The 17,363-nt window shown below is 35.8% G+C and carries 16 protein-coding genes and 1 pseudogene; 3 read left to right on the top strand and 14 right to left on the bottom strand.

What is annotated here, in order from left to right; genetic code table 11:
- Window positions 1-9 precede the first annotated feature (9 nt).
- On the bottom strand, window positions 10-738 hold the full coding sequence (locus tag JFT89_RS04275; protein ID WP_002066300.1) for an NAD-dependent protein deacylase: 729 nt from the start codon (window positions 736-738) through the stop codon (window positions 10-12).
- A gap of 259 nt (window positions 739-997) precedes the next feature.
- Between JFT89_RS04275 and JFT89_RS04270 the strand changes: the two genes are divergently transcribed.
- Window positions 998-1,681, top strand: coding sequence for a DNA cytosine methyltransferase (locus JFT89_RS04270; RefSeq protein WP_201039495.1), 684 nt, complete (start codon window positions 998-1,000; stop codon window positions 1,679-1,681).
- Window positions 1,682-1,799: 118 nt separating this feature from the next.
- Window positions 1,800-3,299 carry a peptide MFS transporter gene (locus JFT89_RS04265; protein WP_201039494.1) on the top strand — a complete coding sequence of 500 codons (1,500 nt, stop codon included), beginning with the start codon at window positions 1,800-1,802 and terminating at the stop codon, window positions 3,297-3,299.
- A 735-nt stretch (window positions 3,300-4,034) separates the two neighbouring features.
- Here JFT89_RS04265 and pcp read toward each other — a convergent pair.
- The 13 genes and pseudogenes from pcp to JFT89_RS04200 form a co-directional block, all read right to left on the bottom strand.
- Entirely contained in the window at window positions 4,035-4,682 is a 648-nt protein-coding gene (gene pcp / locus JFT89_RS04260) for a pyroglutamyl-peptidase I (protein WP_002066297.1), read from the bottom strand.
- A gap of 16 nt (window positions 4,683-4,698) precedes the next feature.
- Entirely contained in the window at window positions 4,699-5,661 is a 963-nt protein-coding gene (locus JFT89_RS04255) for a DUF979 domain-containing protein (protein ID WP_033707001.1), read from the bottom strand.
- A gap of 1 nt (window position 5,662) precedes the next feature.
- Window positions 5,663-6,358, bottom strand: a complete 696-nt coding sequence (locus tag JFT89_RS04250; protein ID WP_033707000.1) for a DUF969 domain-containing protein — start codon at window positions 6,356-6,358, stop codon at window positions 5,663-5,665.
- Between the two features lie 34 nt (window positions 6,359-6,392).
- Window positions 6,393-7,166, bottom strand: a complete 774-nt coding sequence (gene pxpA / locus JFT89_RS04245) for a 5-oxoprolinase subunit PxpA (protein ID WP_002066294.1) — start codon at window positions 7,164-7,166, stop codon at window positions 6,393-6,395.
- Window positions 7,167-7,184: 18 nt separating this feature from the next.
- Complete coding sequence (locus JFT89_RS04240) at window positions 7,185-8,174, bottom strand: 5-oxoprolinase subunit C family protein (RefSeq protein WP_201039493.1); 990 nt, start codon at window positions 8,172-8,174, stop codon at window positions 7,185-7,187.
- Window positions 8,165-8,878 (bottom strand): 5-oxoprolinase subunit PxpB, encoded by a 714-nt coding sequence (gene pxpB, locus JFT89_RS04235; protein ID WP_201039492.1) that lies wholly within the window; start codon window positions 8,876-8,878, stop codon window positions 8,165-8,167. The genes JFT89_RS04240 and pxpB overlap by 10 nt, the downstream gene beginning before the upstream one ends.
- A gap of 14 nt (window positions 8,879-8,892) precedes the next feature.
- Entirely contained in the window at window positions 8,893-9,645 is a 753-nt protein-coding gene (locus JFT89_RS04230) for an IclR family transcriptional regulator (protein ID WP_016095742.1), read from the bottom strand.
- Between the two features lie 157 nt (window positions 9,646-9,802).
- Entirely contained in the window at window positions 9,803-10,354 is a 552-nt protein-coding gene (lepB, locus tag JFT89_RS04225) for a signal peptidase I (RefSeq protein ID WP_002013664.1), read from the bottom strand.
- A 23-nt stretch (window positions 10,355-10,377) separates the two neighbouring features.
- Window positions 10,378-11,055 carry a copper homeostasis protein CutC gene (locus tag JFT89_RS04220; RefSeq protein WP_201039491.1) on the bottom strand — a complete coding sequence of 226 codons (678 nt, stop codon included), beginning with the start codon at window positions 11,053-11,055 and terminating at the stop codon, window positions 10,378-10,380.
- Between the two features lie 878 nt (window positions 11,056-11,933).
- Entirely contained in the window at window positions 11,934-13,082 is a 1,149-nt protein-coding gene (locus tag JFT89_RS04215) for an acyl-CoA dehydrogenase family protein (protein ID WP_002033014.1), read from the bottom strand.
- 305 nt (window positions 13,083-13,387) lie between these two features.
- Window positions 13,388-14,020 (bottom strand): YdcF family protein, encoded by a 633-nt coding sequence (locus JFT89_RS04210; RefSeq protein WP_002033016.1) that lies wholly within the window; start codon window positions 14,018-14,020, stop codon window positions 13,388-13,390.
- A gap of 322 nt (window positions 14,021-14,342) precedes the next feature.
- Window positions 14,343-14,930 (bottom strand): GNAT family N-acetyltransferase, encoded by a 588-nt coding sequence (locus JFT89_RS04205; protein WP_016095746.1) that lies wholly within the window; start codon window positions 14,928-14,930, stop codon window positions 14,343-14,345.
- A 160-nt stretch (window positions 14,931-15,090) separates the two neighbouring features.
- Window positions 15,091-15,312 (bottom strand): annotated as a pseudogene (locus tag JFT89_RS04200) (VOC family protein); the annotation flags it as partial.
- Between the two features lie 238 nt (window positions 15,313-15,550).
- Between JFT89_RS04200 and JFT89_RS04195 the strand changes: the two are divergent.
- Window positions 15,551-17,359, top strand: coding sequence for an S-layer homology domain-containing protein (locus JFT89_RS04195; RefSeq protein ID WP_201039490.1), 1,809 nt, complete (start codon window positions 15,551-15,553; stop codon window positions 17,357-17,359).
- Window positions 17,360-17,363 lie beyond the last annotated feature (4 nt).

The following is a 17,363-nucleotide window of genomic DNA, read 5'->3' as shown; positions in this document are numbered from 1 at the left end:
AACAAAAACTTATTTAATCGAAGATAACCCTTTGGCAAATTCACCAATCTTATTTTGAAAAACAAAATCAAAATTGTATTCTTGCCCTGTTAACTCTTCATTTACTAAAATTGTTGTTGCGCCTACTTCTCTCTTTGCGATTTCTGGGAATGAAGCGACAGGTTGCACTTTTAATGACGTTCCCATTACGAGAAGTACATCTGTTTCATATAAACGTTTTATTGCATTTTGATATTGTGGTAACGTATCTCCGTATAAAACAACATCTGGGTTTAGAATGAAATTACACTTCCCGCAACGCGGTACTTCATGATCAATCATATATTGTAAATCATATCCCGTTTTACACTTCGGACAATGTGCAGTTTGAAGTGTTCCATGTAAATCAATTACATGTTTACTACCACCTACTTGATGCAAACCATCAATATTTTGCGTTAAAATCGTTATGTCTTTCCCTTGTTGTTCTTCTAGCTCCGCTAAAAAGCGATGCCCTCGATTTGGTTTATATTGATGAAACGTATTAATTTGAAAGATTTCTTTATAATGCTTCCAAAACTCTTTCGGATTTCTATTATAATAGCCTCTCGACAAATACATCTCTACATTCGCATCAGCATATAATCCATTTGCTGAACGAAAATCAGGGATTCCACTTTCTGTGCTTGCACCAGCACCTGTTAACACTGTAATTTTCTTTGCTTTTTCTAATATCGAACGTACTTCCTCATATTGCACAAAAATCACCTCTATGTATATTCCTATACTTATTATACCAGTTGTTTACAGTAGGTGTTGTACAATTCATTTTACTTACTTCATTGCATGAATTAACCCCCAACTTTTTTGGGTGTAATTAAAGTTTCAAAGATAACTACTGTTCAATTAAAATAAAGTTATTTAATTTTAATTCCGCAAACTGGCATAAAACCTTTCGAAAATTCAAACCAGCTTTAAGAATAATTGTTTATCTTATAAATTCACAACTGATTATGTTATGGAGAATGTAGTCGGCCTTGCTAGGAAACACAAAGATACACTTAGCAAGTTGGTTCAATCCTATACAAAGATTGGTTATAAGGTTCATATTAAGGAGAACTTAGATGCTGTTATGTTTGAGGTAGCCCAACATAGAAAGCGTGTATTTATCGTTGGTGTTAGAAATGATATGAATGTATCGTTTAACTTCCCTACTGGTATATCTGCCGTTGTTACTCCTAGAGATGCAATTGGCGACTTACCTAGCCCGGATACTATTAAATCGCGTGAGAAAGTGTTAGGTACTTTTCCAAAGCATACTGCTACATGGACTAGTCCTACTCCTGAAAGGATACTTGATTTAATTACAAATCCAAAACCAAACCAATTTAATGGTGTAAGAAAGTTATCTTGGGATCAACCATCCTACACTATCACTTCTCATATTGCAAAGGATGGTAGAGAGTTTATTCATCCGCAAGAAAATAGAAGGTTAACCGTTCGAGAATGCTTAAGATTAATGAGTGTTCCAGATACATACATTATTCCGCCTCATATACCATTAAGTCAACAATATACACTTGTTGGTAATGGCCGTAGCTTAGTAGCTAAAGCACTCTCACAATCAATTCTGGACTGTTTAGAGGTAGATTCAGTGAAAGGTGTGTCTAATGAGCAAATGACGATTTTTCAATTCATTTAGAAAGCAGCCAGAAGGCTGCTTTTCTTCATCGATGGGCTTAGATAGTTATGGACTACTGGGAGCCTATTAAGTTATACTTGTATAATATCAAAAATTAATAAGGGGTAATATTAACATTATGAAAGAAAAAAACGAACTTGTTCAAAGTATTCCTCAAACAGGATTTTTTGGGCATCCAAAAGGATTATTCACTTTATTCTTCACTGAGTTTTGGGAGAGGTTTTCTCATTACGGAATGAGAGCTATTTTACTTTATTATATGTACTATTCGGTCGCAAAAGGTGGATTAGGAATTGATCAATCTACCGCAACCTCGATAATGGCAATTTACGGTTCCTTACTGTTCATGTCTAGTATTATCGGTGGATGGATATCGGATCGTTTATTTGGTCCAAGTAAAACCGTATTCTTTGGTGGCGTTTTAATTATGATTGGCCATCTTATTTTAGCTTTACCGGGTAGTAAAAGTGCGTTATTTATCTCTATGGTCTTCTTAGTTCTAGGAACAGGGTTGTTAAAGCCTAACATATCGAACATCGTAGGAAGTTTATACAGTGAAACAGATGCGCGTCGTGACTCAGGGTTCAGTATATTCTACATGGGTATTAACTTAGGGGCCTTACTTGCACCTTTAGTTGTCGGAACATTAGGTCAGCAATATAATTTCCACCTTGGTTTTGGAGTTGCGGCAATTGGTATGGCAATTGGTATGGCAATTGGGTTAGGGGTATTTGTTGGAACAAAACAGAAAAACCTTGGTCTAGTCGGTACGCAAGTACCTAATCCATTATCAGATTCGGAAAGAAAAAAGACTATTAAGTATTTCAGTGTTGGTCTAGTTGTATTAACATTGCTAGGTGTGGTTACAATTCCAACTGGGTTGTTAACTATAAATCGTTTTACATTCCTGATTAGTATCTTAGGGATTGTTATTCCAGCCTATTATTTCATTTATATGTATCGTAGTCCTAAAATAACAAAAGTAGAGCAATCTCGTCTTCTTGCGTATATACCACTCTTTATTGCAGCTACAATATTTTGGTCTATACAAGAACAAGGTGCTATTATCTTAGCGACATACGCGGATCAACGAACTCAATTACAGTTCAATGGAATTACATTGCATTCCGCTTGGTTCCAATCATTAAGTCCAATCTTTATCGTAACGCTTGCCCCGATTTTTGCATGGGTTTGGATAAAGTTAGGCAAGAAGCAGCCTTCAACGGCAAAAAAATTCGCTATTGGATTGCTATTTGCAGGTTTATCATTCTTAGTTATGATTATTCCGGCTTTAATCAACGGTACTCACTCTTTAGTGAATCCTATGTGGTTAGTCCTTAGCTTCTTTTTAATTGTAATTGGAGAAGTTTGTTTATCTCCTTCAGGGTTATCAATAACGACGAAGCTGGCTCCAGCTGCTTTCTCTTCGCAAACCATAAGCTTATGGTTCTTATCAACTGCGTCTGCGCAAGCAATAAATGCCCAAGTTGTTAAACTGTATAATCCTGCAACAGAAGCAATTTACTTTGGTGTTATTGGTGCTATCTCCATTTTAGTTAGCATCCTGCTGTTTACATTATCATCAAAAATCCAAAATTTCATGAAGGGACTTCAATAACGGTCTCTTATTGAAATGAACAAATACAAGTTTCTATGTGAAGAGTAGCCAAACAGGTTACTCTTTTTTTGTATAAATAGCAATCTCCACACAAACGCAATATAATGTATGCTGGAGCAATGATATTTCTAGGAAAACAAAATATCCCTAATAGGCTAACTTGGTAAGAGAGCTGACTATTTATCTAAAGAGGAGCTTCTTAAACATAAAGACTGCGTCATCGATTTACTCGATGAACGGGAAATTTGCGAATAAAAGACCAAAACTCCAACTCATTCATGGTTTAAAATACTGATGAGCTGGAGTTTTCTCATTGCTATATATACAAATAAAATAAAGATTACTAAAGGGATATATGTGAAAAAACTATTTCTTTTGGAGGATTTCAATAAAAGAAATAGTTTTTTGGTTGTTGCAGTAAATGAAATCATGTAGAGGGCTACTAAAATACTATATATCCAAATTATTCTAATAATTTCATCTAAGTTGGAATCCCTTTACTTTGTATGTCTTTGAGTTTATCAGAACTTAACTTTTTATCCATTCATATAGACGAAAATTCTGCATCATTAAGAAACTATTTAAAAAGTTTCCTTTTATTTGGAACAATTCCATATTTGTTAGAATACTCCCATTGCAACCTTTCCCTTTATATTCTATACTGCATCTTCAATTACAAAATACAAACACACAAAGAGGGCTGCATCAGCCCTCTTTAATTAACATGCTTTTTACTTAATGCGTCGCACCGCCGCACGCTACAATATCTACTTCCACTTCCGTCGTTACCTCGATTGCTAATTCTATCCCTCTACTAATAGTAGAAAGTGACATACTCGGTTGACCTGGATAGTTAGTAGCTTGTTCTGGTAAGAACGGAATATGAACAAATCCACCTTTTATTTTCTTATCATGTTTTTCTAGTTCGTGCATGAGACCATAGAATAAATGATTACAAACGAATGTACCTGCAGTTTGTGAAACTGATGACGGTATACCTTCTTCGCGAAGTTTTTTCACGATTGCTTTCATCGGAAGTGTAGACCAATACGCATTAGGTCCTTCTTCTACAACCGGCATATCCACCGGCTGATTTCCTTCATTATCAGCAATTCTTGCATCATCAATATTAATTGCTACACGCTCTATCGTAATATCTGGTCTGCCCCCAGCTTGTCCAATACATATAATCATTTCAGGCGACAACTCTTCTATATACTCTTTTAATACTCTTATTGATTTATGAAATACGGTTGGAACTTGTTTACTAATAATCTTGTACTCTCCGATTGTTTTTTCATGCAAACTTTTTGCTACTTCCCAAGCTGGGTTGATACTTTCTCCCCCGAACGGATCAAATCCTGTTACTAATACTGTTTTCATAGTTTCACTCTCCTAATTAGAAACGATATACAAGGCCGTACATAATAAACATATTGATAATAAAAATGGAAAGAGCAATTGGTACTTGTGCTTTAATGACTGCATTTTTATCTTTCAATTCTAAAAGCATCGCAGGTACGATATTAAAGTTTGCTGCCATTGGAGTAAGCAGCGTTCCGCAATATCCAGCAAACATACCGAGTGCTGCCATAATAGCTGGATTCCCGCCGTGCATTTGTACAATTAGAGGTAAGCCGATTCCGCCAGTGATTACTGCAAACGCCGCGAATGCATTCCCCATTACGACTGTAAATAGCATCATTCCTAAACAATACGCCATAACAGCAACGAATGGATACTCTGTCGGTAACACTTGTCCGACTAAATCAGAAACAACTTGGCCAACGCCAGATTTCGCGAAAATACCACCAAGTGCAGCTAACATTTGTGGTAAAATAACTGCCCAGCCGACAGCCTGTAGTAATCTGCTTCCTTCTTGAACAGGCGTTGTTATTTTCGCTTTTGTAATACGCATCGCTGCAACGAATGCGAGTAATGCACCTAACGCTAATGCAACTAATGTTACTTTATCCGGATCAACAAGTGCAACATTTCCCCATTTAATTTTTCCTAGCGTTAACGTACCGATAATTGTAAAAATAGGGATTAATAGTGCAGGCATAAAAATTTTATTCTTTAATTTCTCAGCATGTTTCACACGTTCTTGCACTGGTACTTCTTTCTCCTCGGATTTTGTTACTTTATTCAATGAAGCTAAAACGACCATAGCGAGCACAATACAACCAACGTAAAACGAAGGGATTACATTTCCGAATATAAACGTAACTGCAAACAATGCCCAAAATAAGCTAGAACCGAATCGGTTTGGATGTTCACGATCAAATGCAATACGAACAGCGATAAATGCAACGATGATACCTAATACATAATAAATTGTATCCATTGTTATGATGTTCATCTTATATAGCCTCCTTCTCTTGGTTTTCTTCTGCCTTCATTGTTTTCTCTATATACTTATCAAACCTTCTAAACCTAATCCAGCTCACAATAAGTGCCGATATCGCAGTTGGAATGCCCCAAAGCGCCATATCCCATACACCGACATGCATACCTACTGAATCGAAGAACCCTTTCATTAATAAAATGGCTCCAGTTGCGATGAAAATATCTTCTCCGAAAAACCAAGCTGTGTTTTCCGCAGCTGCTGCGTTTGCTTTAATCTTTTCTCTCAATTTTTCAGGGAGTTTACCGTATCTTCCTTGTGCAGCTCCTTCTGCCATCGGTGCAACAAGCGGTCTTACTGTTTGCGCATGCCCACCAATATTTAGTCCAAGTGCTGCTGATGATTCTCTTATCGTAAAATATGACATTAATACTCTTCCAGTTGTTGCTCCTTTTGATTTCGTTATAAGTGCTTCTGCTCTTTCTTTTAAACCGTAACGCTCTAAAATTCCAATTACCGGTAAAGTTAATATGATTGGCATAGACATATATCTGTTTTCTATGAAAAATTTACCGAACATGCTAATCACATCATAAAAGCTTAATCCTGAAACCATGCCAGTAACAATACCCGCAACCATTACTACTAACAGTGTATTTAACCTAAATAAAAACCCAACCGCAACAAGTAAAATCCCAATTAATTTCACCAATTTTAACACTTCCTCTCATTTTTAATCCCGCTAATTAAAGTTTCACTTTATTTGGTGCGCATATAGAAATATCATTAAGTTCGAATGTTCTGTATATTTTTTTCGCAAATTGGACTGCTTTCTCTCCGTCCCCGTGTAAACATATCGTTTGCGCTTGAACTGCTACTTTCTCCCCATTAACCGATTCTACATACCCTTCTTTCACCATTTGAAGTACTTGTTTTATTGCTTCATCTTCATTTTTTATAAGAGCATTTTCTTCTGTACGGCTCGTTAAAGTTCCATCCTGCTTATACGTGCGATCAGCAAAAGCTTCTTGTACGAGAGTTATATTATATTTTTCTGTTGCCTTTATAAATGCCTCACTATTCGCTAATCCGTAAAGTAATAATCCAGGGTTAATATGATAAATTGCCTTTGCGATTGCATCCGCAATTTCCGAATCCGTTGCTGCCATATTATATAAGGCACCGTGCGGTTTTACATGTTGCATTTTCCCTCCAGCAGCTTTAACAAATCCGTCTAATGCGCCAATTTGATACAAAACATAATCGTATACTTCACTTGCTGAAACGTGCATGTTCCTTCTCCCAAATCCAATTAAATCTGGAAATCCAGGATGTGCCCCTATTGCTACGTTATGCTGCAGAGCTTTTTCAACCGTTTGCCTCATAACGACCGGATCACCCGCATGAAAACCACAAGCAACATTTATAGAGGAAACAAACGGAAGAATTTCATCATCATTCCCCATTTTATAAGCTCCAAAACTTTCTCCTAAATCACAGTTTAAATCGATTGTAGTCACGATGTCTTCCTCCTAATCTCAGCTTCGTAAAGCGATGAATTTCTTTAATAGACTCATACTTGTTTCCTGCTTTATATATAATTGTGCAGCTTCTTCCATAGTTATTTTTTCAAAAGTTACATAGTCTCCTGGTTTCAGCTGCGCTAGAAGAGGTAAATCTACTGAAATTATATTTCCAATTCTCGGATAACCACCTGTCGTTTGTCTATCCGCCATTAATATAATAGGCTGTCCACCATTCGGTACTTGAATTGTCCCGAATGTAACTGGGCTCGATAAAATTTCTATCTCTTCAGCTCTATTTAAAACATCTCCGTCAAGCCTATATCCCATGCGATCAGCATAATTGGACACTTTATACTCGTTCGAAAAAAATGACTTTATACTTTCTTCTGTAAATTGATCATATTCAAAGTCTGTTATGACGCGAAGAATAGGCTGCTTCTTATATTTTGGTAAAGCATTGTTACAAATTGCCCACTTCGTTTTTATACGCTCTTCTTCTTGTAAGTTTTGAATGAAGCGACTCGCAACTTCTGCCCCTGTACCAATTTGAAAATAATCTCCTTTTTTCAGCATTCTCCCTTCAATACCGCCAAGAGCAGCACGTATGTAAGTACTTTTACTTCCCATCGTATGATCAATATTTATACCACCCGTAAAAGTCACATACGCCCTGCAACCGCTTTTCGCTTTTCCGAGACAAAGCATGCTTCCTTCTTCAGCTAATATGGGACGCCATAATGGAATGCGTTCTCCATTTAATAACGGTTCCATATCTGCTCCACCAATCGCGAGCAATGTCGTTTTCTTTATTAACAATTTAGGTCCCATTATTGTAATTTCGAGTCCAGCCTCATTCTCCTCATTGCCTACTAACATATTAATCATCCTGAGTGCATTTTTATCCATAGCCCCGCCAACAGGTACACCGTATTGTTGATAATGAAATCTTCCTAAATCTTGGACTGTTGTAAACATTCCTGCGTGCAAAATCTCTACATCCATTCTTTAGCCCCCTCAAGCGATACGTACTCTTCCTTTGTTATTGGTATAAATCGTAAATACATACCACTTTGAATATATGTTGGTATTTCTTCTTTTGGATTAAATAGAGAAATAGGTGTTCGGCCGATAATATTCCAGCCTCCTGGTGTTTCGAGCGGATAAATACCTGTTTGATTTCCGCCAATACCTACTGAACCAGGAGCAATTTGTAACCGCGGCGTTTCTTTTCTAGGTGTTTCTAGTTCTTGCGGTAATCCGCCTAAATATGGGAATCCAGGTGTAAAACCTAACATATACACGAAATATGTTGTTTCACTATGTATTCGAATAACATCCTCTACTTGTAAGCCTTGATAATGCGCAACCTCTTCTAAATCAGGTCCATATTCTCCCCCGTAACACACTGGTATAGAAATATGTTTCACATCTCGGTTCACTTCTTCTTTATATGAATCACACAGCTCCCTTATATACTGGCAAACGTAATCATATGGTCTTATATTTCTATCATTTTCCTTCCATACTTCGTACAAATTGTAGTAAACCGCTAATGAAGTAAACGACGGAACGCATTCAACCATTCCTGCAAACGGATGCCGCCTCAGCGCTTGAAATAATCGTTGTACTTTTTCGTATATATCCATCCCAATTTCTTCACCAAATGTAACAATAATTGCTTGATCCCCTAACGCAGAAAATTTCATCCCACTCCCTCTTTCTATGCCCAAAAGCCGAGTTCTTTCGAAATGCGATTCGCTGTTTCTTTCACTTTCGCAGTAAAATATGAAATGTTACTTTCGCTATACTCAATTGCTAATCCCGAAATACTAATGCCAGCTACAACCGTTCCATCATTTGCAAAAATTGGCGCTGCTATAGCCGCTGTATGATTTTCTAATTCAGAATAACTAATTGTATATCCAGCTTGTTTTGCCATATGTAACACTTCTAGTAAATGCTCCTTATTCACAATCGTTCCATCCGCAAACTGCTGTAAATCTGTTTCCTCTACGTACTTTCTTTTCTCTTCCTCAGAAAAATACGATAGTAAAATTCTCGGACATGCTCCCGCATAAAGCGGTGCTCTTCTTCCAACCGCCGTATAAACACGTACTGGCTGAACTCCCTCCATCTTCTCAACATAAATTGCATCATTACCATCTTGAATAATTAAATTTACTGCTTGCCCTAAACTATCTCTAAGCTCTTTCATATAAGGAATCGCAATATTTCTTACTGATAACCTTTGTGAAACAAGTTGACCAAATCGTAAAAAAACGACTCCGAGACGATACTTGCCCTTTTCTGTTTTTTGTAAAAAGTCCATTTCTTCTAACGAACCAATTAAACGATAAACAGATGTTTTCGGCATATTCGTAAGCTGAACCATCTCTGTTAAACTTAGCTCCTCATGCTCATAAAACAACTCTAAAATATCCATTGTCTTAACTGCCGTTTTATTTATACTCATCCTATCTCCTTCATGTTCCGAATTTCGGAACTTCAATTCCGTTTTTCGAAACAAACATATAATTTAAAATTATAAAATATTCTTTCAATTCTATCAATATATTTTTCATAAACAAAAAAAGTATGGAAGAATATTTCTCCCATACTTTCGCTTTACTTTATAACGCTCTCACTTGTTTCAATGGCCAGAATACAGCTTGTCCTTTTCCGACAATTTCATCTTCTGAAATAAATCCAAACATACGACCGTCTTTAGATACTTCACGATTATCTCCTAAAACAAACACTTGGCCTTCTGGCACTTTCGTTTTCCCTGTGATTTGTTCTAACGTAAAATCAGGAGTTAATACACGACCAGACGCCTTTTCTTTAAATTCTTTTAAATACGGTTCTTCCATCGCTTTTCCATTTACATATAAAACATCATCTTTATACTCAACTGTATCACCTGGTAAACCAATTACTCGTTTTACTAAATCGTACCCTTCTTTTCCGTGGAAGACGATAACGTCAAAACGGTCTAATCCACTTATACTATAACCAATCTTATTCACGAGAACTCGTTCGTTATTTTCTAAAGTGGGCATCATCGATTCACCTTGTACTAATGAAGGTGTAAATAAAACACCGCGAATAATAGCGATTAATACAAGGGTAAATCCTATCGTTTTAGCCCATGAGAATAATTCTTTCTTCGTATTTTCCTTCATCGTTTCTCCTCTTTCTTAAGTGTTTATTTTATTATTTCAACTAATTCTTGTACTAGCTTTAGGTCAATCTCAGAAAAACATGACTTACCTTCTCTAACCGCTGTACCTACATGCGCCTGCGTAATTCCAGTTTCATCTAGCAATTGTTTTACATTCTCTTTCGTTACTCCGCTTCCGACAACAAGCTGTATATTCCCTTCACTTTCCTTTTGCATCTCTCGAAGCACCGGAATATTATCTACTACATTTCCTTGTCCGCCTGAAGTTAACACGTGAGTAACTTTATTGAATTTTTTCAAAGTTTTCATCGCTTCTACTGGATTTTCTGTATCATCTATCGCACGGTGATACGTGACATTTATTCCATCTACAACAGATAATAAATCTGCTAATTCCTCTTCATCAACTTCATCTTGTTCATTTAATACACCTAATACAACACCAGCAGCTCCAAGATTTTGAGCAACTACAATATCTTCTTTCATCATTTCAATTTCTTCTTCCGTATATGTAAAAGACTTCGCATGCGGACGAATCATAACATGAACTGGTATTTGCACTGCATCTACTGCTTTTTTTATAAAAGCATAGCTCGGTGTTAAACCACCTTCTGTATATGATGAAATGAGTTCAATTCGATTTCCACCAGCCTTTTCAATTCGCTTCACATCTTCTAAACAAGTTGCAATAACCTCTAGCATGAGATAACCTCTTTTCGTACTTTTTTCTTATTATACAGTAGGTGAAATAAGAAACATAGCATTCCACTATAAAACTATAAAAAGAAGAATGAAAAGAAAGATTTATTGAATTGATAATAAATATCATATATGTTATGTTTTTCTTAAAATTATACATTCTTATATCCCTATAAAAGGAGATTAATATATGATTCTTACAAAAAAAACGGTTCGTTATCTCTAGTTCATTTATTGTAATTGCATCACTTTGCGCGATTACTTTATTAACAAAGCAAAATACAAAACTAGCTTCCTCACCTTCAAGTATAGAAAAAGAAACTATTACCCTTTCATCAGGTAATAAAGAAGAAATCCAAACATTTCATTCGTCTTCATTTAATAATTCAACTGTATTCAGAGGTGACACAGGTACTGGCTTTGACTTTAGTGGCCAAGGTGACTTAAATATTACGATTAAAAATACTGGTACAAACAGTTTCACTTATTCAATTAAATTCAAAGAAGATCGTCTAGTAACACACACGTTACAGCCAAATGAAAGTAAATCCTTTACTTTACGTTCACTTATCGCTAACCCTTTACCAGGTGATTATTCGTTATTTGCACATAATCAAGACGGTTCTGAAAGTAGTATGAATCTTGAAGTGCAGCCACAATAGAACAAATTAAAAAGGCTATCCTCTTACCAAAAGGATAGCCTTTTTAATTTGTAAAACGAGAATTCCCTATTCTTTGAACATTGACATAATACATGGAATTATATCATTGTTCAAATATATCTATCACAACTCTAAATATATCAACGATTCAACATAGAATACTGATTCACCGACAACGAAAAATCTGTTCTAGAACGGAACAGATTTTATATTTCTTCATTACGACCGAAACGCCGCATCCGCCAGCATAGATAGTGTTGCATCATCCATCGGCGGATTGTGTAGCCCTGCTCTTACGTTTAAATAGTAACGATGAAGCGGATTTTTTTCTGATAAACTTTTCGCCCCGACAATACGCATTGCTTTATCTACAATAGATATTGCCGCGTTCGTTACAACATATTTTGCAGCTGCTAGTTCAGCTTGCAATGATAATTTATCTTCTGCCTCATCGTATTTTTTCGCAATTTGATATAAAAAGACACGAGCTTGCATAAGCTCAAGTTCTAATTCTCCAACTAACCTTCTAACATTCGGTAATAAACTTATAGAATGATTTAAACTGTTTGGCTTGTATGATACCGCAAACTGAACTGCATAATTTCTTGCTGATTGTGCAATTCCTAAATAACATGCTGGTATATGTAGCAACCAGCCAATACCCTTAGCTTTAACTTTTGAACCCTTTATATCAGTGAAAAAGCGATCTGGTATCTCTACATTTTGTAAAACGAGATCATGGCTCGCAGTTCCTCGCATTGCGATGCTATCCCACGTTTCTTCAATTGTCACGCCTTGCGTATTCTTTGGAATGACAAACTCTCCGATATCTTCCTGGCCTTCAATACTTGCTGAAATGATAAAATAATCAAGTACTGGTGCCATTGTCGTAAACGTTTTTCTTCCATTTATAATCCACTTCTCACCTTTTTTTACAGCTAATGTCTCTGGTTTCCCGCCGCGCGTAGGACTACCTGTATTCGGCTCTGTTGCAGCTCTATTAAAAAGCGTACCATTACGTACTTCTTCACAAAACCAAGTGAACATTTCCTCATTCCAAGAGCGATTTTCAGCTAATTCCTTTACAATGCCAAGGTGCCATCCAATTGATAATGCGGTAGCACCGCAGCCTTCTGCTATTTTCTCTTGAAATAAAACGAAGTCATATAAAGAAATCGCATTGCCTCCCAATTCTTTTGGCAACGTTAATTTCGTATATCCGATATCTTTCAAATTATTAATATTTTCATACGGAAATGATCCTAATTCACTTAGTTGATGCTCCCTTTCCATGAACTTCGGAATCAATTTATTTATTTTCTCAATAACTAAAGATTGTTCTTCTGTTTCAACAAATGAGAGTGCCATACATAATCTCCTTTATCCCGCTATTTGCGGGCAGTAAAACTCCCACCTCAAAATTCAGGTGGAGAAAAGAAGTTAGGTGGGAGTCGGGCTGCCCGTAAACGCCCGATTGGTGAAGGCTAATAATCAGTGTGGGATGAACCCCCCACTGATTAAAGTTTCACTTTATGTCCGATTCATAAACCGTTCATTTTGTCATTATGATTATATGAAGTTACTTCTCTATTGTTTCACTATTCCGATAAAAATACAATGCTTTTGAACAATAAGAAAAGTTCCTATATGAAAGGATAGGTTCTTTTCTTATATTAATCCCCTTTCAATGCCTTTAATGGCAAAGAGGTTACATATCCAATATACGAGCATAATTCTTTAAAAAAGAAAGGGATTTCTGTATCTAACGTTTTATACGCTGACGTTGGAGTTGGTGATGCATACGCTTCAATTTTAATATGTTTTGCAATTTTCATTGCACGTTTCATATGAAGTGGATCACTCACAATCGTATATGTGCGTATTCCGTTCTCTATTCCAACTTGCTTTGCATTCTTTAAATTGTCCTCTGTGAAAAGGGATTTTGTTTCAATTAGAATATCCTCTTCTTTCACACCATGTTTCAGTGCATACACTCTAGCAGTACGCGCTTCCTCAAGCTCTGCCTCAAACTTTGTACCACCTGTGAAAATAATCTTTTTAATATTACCGTTCTTATATAAGGAAATTGCATGATTAATTCTTTCTTTAAATACAGGAGATGGTTTTCCGTTCCATGAAGCTGCTCCCAGCACGATACCAGCATCTGTCTTCACACCATCATCTGTTTTAAAGCGATAACTCCAAATATCGTAAGCTGCATAACTTACATATAAAATAATAGAACAAATCATAAGCAAGAATACTTGCAAGATTCTTCTTTTCTTACTTTTCTTATTTTCTTTCATTTATAACTGCCTCCGTACATCATCCATACTTCTATATAAAAACGTATATATCAAATCATTTTGTTTGAATTTGTTTAAAAGAAGGAATTTTTCTTATCATATATATGCATTAAAGGGTTTTCATTTAAAATTGAGGATTATCAATTCATTTTTCGTTTGCGGTTTTCATTACATTTGTGTAATTTATAAGTTTATTACCATACAACTACATTGTAACGAATTTTTTATCATAATGGAATGATGAAACAAAAGAAGTAACTGTTTTGTAAGAAAAAAGGTATATTTTTCATCTTGACGATCAATACACCTTTCTTAATATGAATTATCGTTTTTCTTTATATGACTCTAATTTTTCTAATAACCTTTCCTTTACAGCTGGCCATTCATTTGCAATTACACTGTATACAACTGCATCTCTAACATGTCCACTCGGTAATTTTCTTTCGTTTCTAAGTACACCTTCTTTTACTGCGCCCAGTCTTTCAATTGCTCTTTGTGCTTTTTCATTTCGTGCATCCGTCTTTATTTGTACTCTCCGCATATACAATTTTTCAAAAGCATATTGTAATAACATATACTTACATTCTGTATTCATACTCGTACGTTGCACACTCGGGTCATACCACGTTTGCCCTAATTCCACTGTCTTATCTTCAACTGAAATGTTATATAAGCGTGTACTTCCTACTATTTCATTCGTCTTTTCATCAACAACAACAAATGGCAAATCCTTCCCTGCCCCATAAGCTTTTATCGCCTTTTGAACATATTGCTGCATATCTTGAACAGTATCCATTTTAGAGATTAAATACGCCCAAATATCTCGATTTCCTTCCACGATTGAAAACATTTTTTCGACATCATTGCTATCCATTAACCGTAACTTTGCTCTTTCGTGAATAATTTCCATTTGTAAGCCCCCTTTGTTGTAACTATATCACACTCTATTACCGTTATATTGTTATATAAGAACGTAAAATTATTTTTATATCAAGGAATAAAATATATCTTTAAAATAAAAAGTGCGATGCCTTTTATTCAAGCATCGCACTCATAAATTGAATTGAAATTTACTTCTTTTCCATTACTGCAAAATAATTATTTTCGCTATCTGCAAAATTAAATATTCTACCTGAAGGCATATTTACAATTTCTCCGACTGTAACGTTTTTGTTTACTAAATCACTATATAAACGATCGAATTCTTTTGAGAAGAACATTAAAGAAGGTGTGCCAAGATTTAACTCCGGCTGCATTTTAGCAATTAACTCCTTATTATGGAGAATAATATTAAACAAGTAATGATCTTACTTTTTCATTGTCAGTCTCCAAAAATTATCATATAATGTTCTTCATGAATGTTACATATACACAATTAAATCGTATGATTTGTAACCATTTTATTTCCTTTTTTCAATTTATTCATTAAATTAACATACATAAAGTGAAACTTTAATCAGTAGGGGCTATTCATCTCCCACTGATTATTAGCCCGCAAATAGCGGGATAAAATAAAAGGAGAATGTAAAATTGAAAACAATAAAAATAACTATAACAAGCGCACTGCTACTTGGCGCTCTCATCGCTCCATCTAGTTCTTTAGCTGTGAGTGAAACTGTAACACAAAAAAATAATGCGCAGTTGGAGATTTACGAAGACGATTACTACTATCAGTTTCCTGATGTTATTGGCTGGGCAAAGCCGTCCGTTGATTATTTAGTAAAGAAAAAAGTCTTATCTGGCTTACCAGACCGTACATTTGGACCTAACCTTGAAATCGATAGAGCTTCTGCCGCAATTATCATGGCAAAAATATTAAACTTACAAATAGACGCTTCAGCTAAGCCGTCATTTAAAGACTCTCAAGACCACTGGGCTACTCCTTATATTGCTGGAGTTGAAAAAGCTGGGATTATTAAAGGCGTAGGTAATGGGAATTTCAATCCTTCTGGAAAACTAACGAGAGCTGCTATGGCTTCTATGCTTGCTCATTCATATAACTTAGACAAAAAATCTACTGAACTATTACCTACTGTATTTCAAGATTTAAAAGGACACTGGAGTGAAAAATCGGCCAATCTTCTTGTTGCTCTTGGTATTTCAGCGGGTTACGGTGGTAGTCATTGGTATCCAGATAACACTATTACCCGTGCAGAAGCTGCAAGTTTAGTTGCTCGCACTGATCAATCAAAAGATAAAGAAATTAAATTAAAGCAAGTTACTATGAAACAAAGTTATTTTATATACCATGGATCCTCTCTTCATTCAGGTATAATTGCTGAATATGCACCTCAAACCGTTACTGTATTTGATGAACTTGAAAACGGATGGATTAAAATTGCTACAGATCATGGATTAAAGTGGACACCATTACAAGAGAAACAAGTTTATATCGATAAAAATTTTGTTACCTTTGATATACCGTCAAGAAAAGGATATGTGGTTGGTAAATATCTCCCTCAAACTGTAACAGTCGTTGAAGAAAATAGCATCTGGTTAAAGATTCGCACTAGCGACGGTCTTCAATGGATGAATCCATACTTAGAAGAGGGTGAAGGAAGAGAACTAACATACATACCAAAGGAATTTTTCGCTTACGATAGCCCTAATTTTTCTTCTAAAGTATCTGGAAAGTACGCTCCACAAGGTGGCGTAGAAGAATTAGCTAAGGGAGATGACGGATGGGTACAAATTCGTACAGATAAAGGACCAAAATGGGTAAATATGTCTTATCTCTTACGTCCAAAGCTTCTCTTAAATGTTCCTGCCATTAATCAATTACCGGAACTACAAAAAGGAAGTACAGTTGTTTCACTGCAAATGCTTATAGAATACTACACAGGACGTTCATTAAATAAAGTAGAATTTGCGAATCAAATGCCATTTGATACAACGCGACGCAAGACTGATGGAAACGGAAAAGTTACAGTTTGGGGTGATCCAGACATCGGATTCGTTGGTGACGTAAGTGGAAAGAGCTATGGTTACTCTATTAACCCAGCACCATTGAAACAATTACTTGATAAACATGCAAGAGGTACAGATTTAACAGGACAGGATTTCTCTGTATTAGAAAGCTATGTACGTAATGGTAAACCAGTTGTAGCCTGGGTAGGGAACAAAATAACTGCTCCGCAACTAGAACATACTTGGCAAACACCTCAAGGAAAGACCGTAAATGGATACAGAAATGCACATACTATTATCATAACTGGTGTAGATGATCGTAACATTTACTATAATGACCCATTAGAAGGTAAAAAAGACCAACCAATGGTAAAATCCCGATTTGAGCACAGTTATAATCAAATGGGTAAAAAAGCTTTAAGTATCGATTAATAAA

This window comes from Bacillus sp. TH25, assembly GCF_016650935.1.
Taxonomy (GTDB): Bacteria; Bacillota; Bacilli; order Bacillales; family Bacillaceae_G; genus Bacillus_A; species Bacillus_A mycoides.
The sequence above is the reverse complement of the archived record's forward strand: the minus strand, read 5'-3'. Positions and strand labels throughout refer to the sequence as shown.

Coding starts and splice junctions, on each gene's coding strand:
- JFT89_RS04205 (WP_016095746.1), bottom strand. CDS start 14,930: ATGGAAATTATTCACGAAAGAGCAAAGTTACGGTTAATGGATAGCAAT.
- JFT89_RS04210 (WP_002033016.1), bottom strand. CDS start 14,020: ATGAAAGAAAATAAGAAAAGTAAGAAAAGAAGAATCTTGCAAGTATTC.
- JFT89_RS04215 (WP_002033014.1), bottom strand. CDS start 13,082: ATGGCACTCTCATTTGTTGAAACAGAAGAACAATCTTTAGTTATTGAG.
- JFT89_RS04270 (WP_201039495.1), top strand. CDS start 998: ATGGAGAATGTAGTCGGCCTTGCTAGGAAACACAAAGATACACTTAGC.
- JFT89_RS04240 (WP_201039493.1), bottom strand. CDS start 8,174: ATGGATGTAGAGATTTTGCACGCAGGAATGTTTACAACAGTCCAAGAT.
- JFT89_RS04255 (WP_033707001.1), bottom strand. CDS start 5,661: ATGAACATCATAACAATGGATACAATTTATTATGTATTAGGTATCATC.
- JFT89_RS04220 (WP_201039491.1), bottom strand. CDS start 11,055: ATGCTAGAGGTTATTGCAACTTGTTTAGAAGATGTGAAGCGAATTGAA.
- JFT89_RS04230 (WP_016095742.1), bottom strand. CDS start 9,645: ATGAGTATAAATAAAACGGCAGTTAAGACAATGGATATTTTAGAGTTG.
- JFT89_RS04265 (WP_201039494.1), top strand. CDS start 1,800: ATGAAAGAAAAAAACGAACTTGTTCAAAGTATTCCTCAAACAGGATTT.
- pcp (WP_002066297.1), bottom strand. CDS start 4,682: ATGAAAACAGTATTAGTAACAGGATTTGATCCGTTCGGGGGAGAAAGT.
- lepB (WP_002013664.1), bottom strand. CDS start 10,354: ATGAAGGAAAATACGAAGAAAGAATTATTCTCATGGGCTAAAACGATA.
- pxpB (WP_201039492.1), bottom strand. CDS start 8,878: ATGAAATTTTCTGCGTTAGGGGATCAAGCAATTATTGTTACATTTGGT.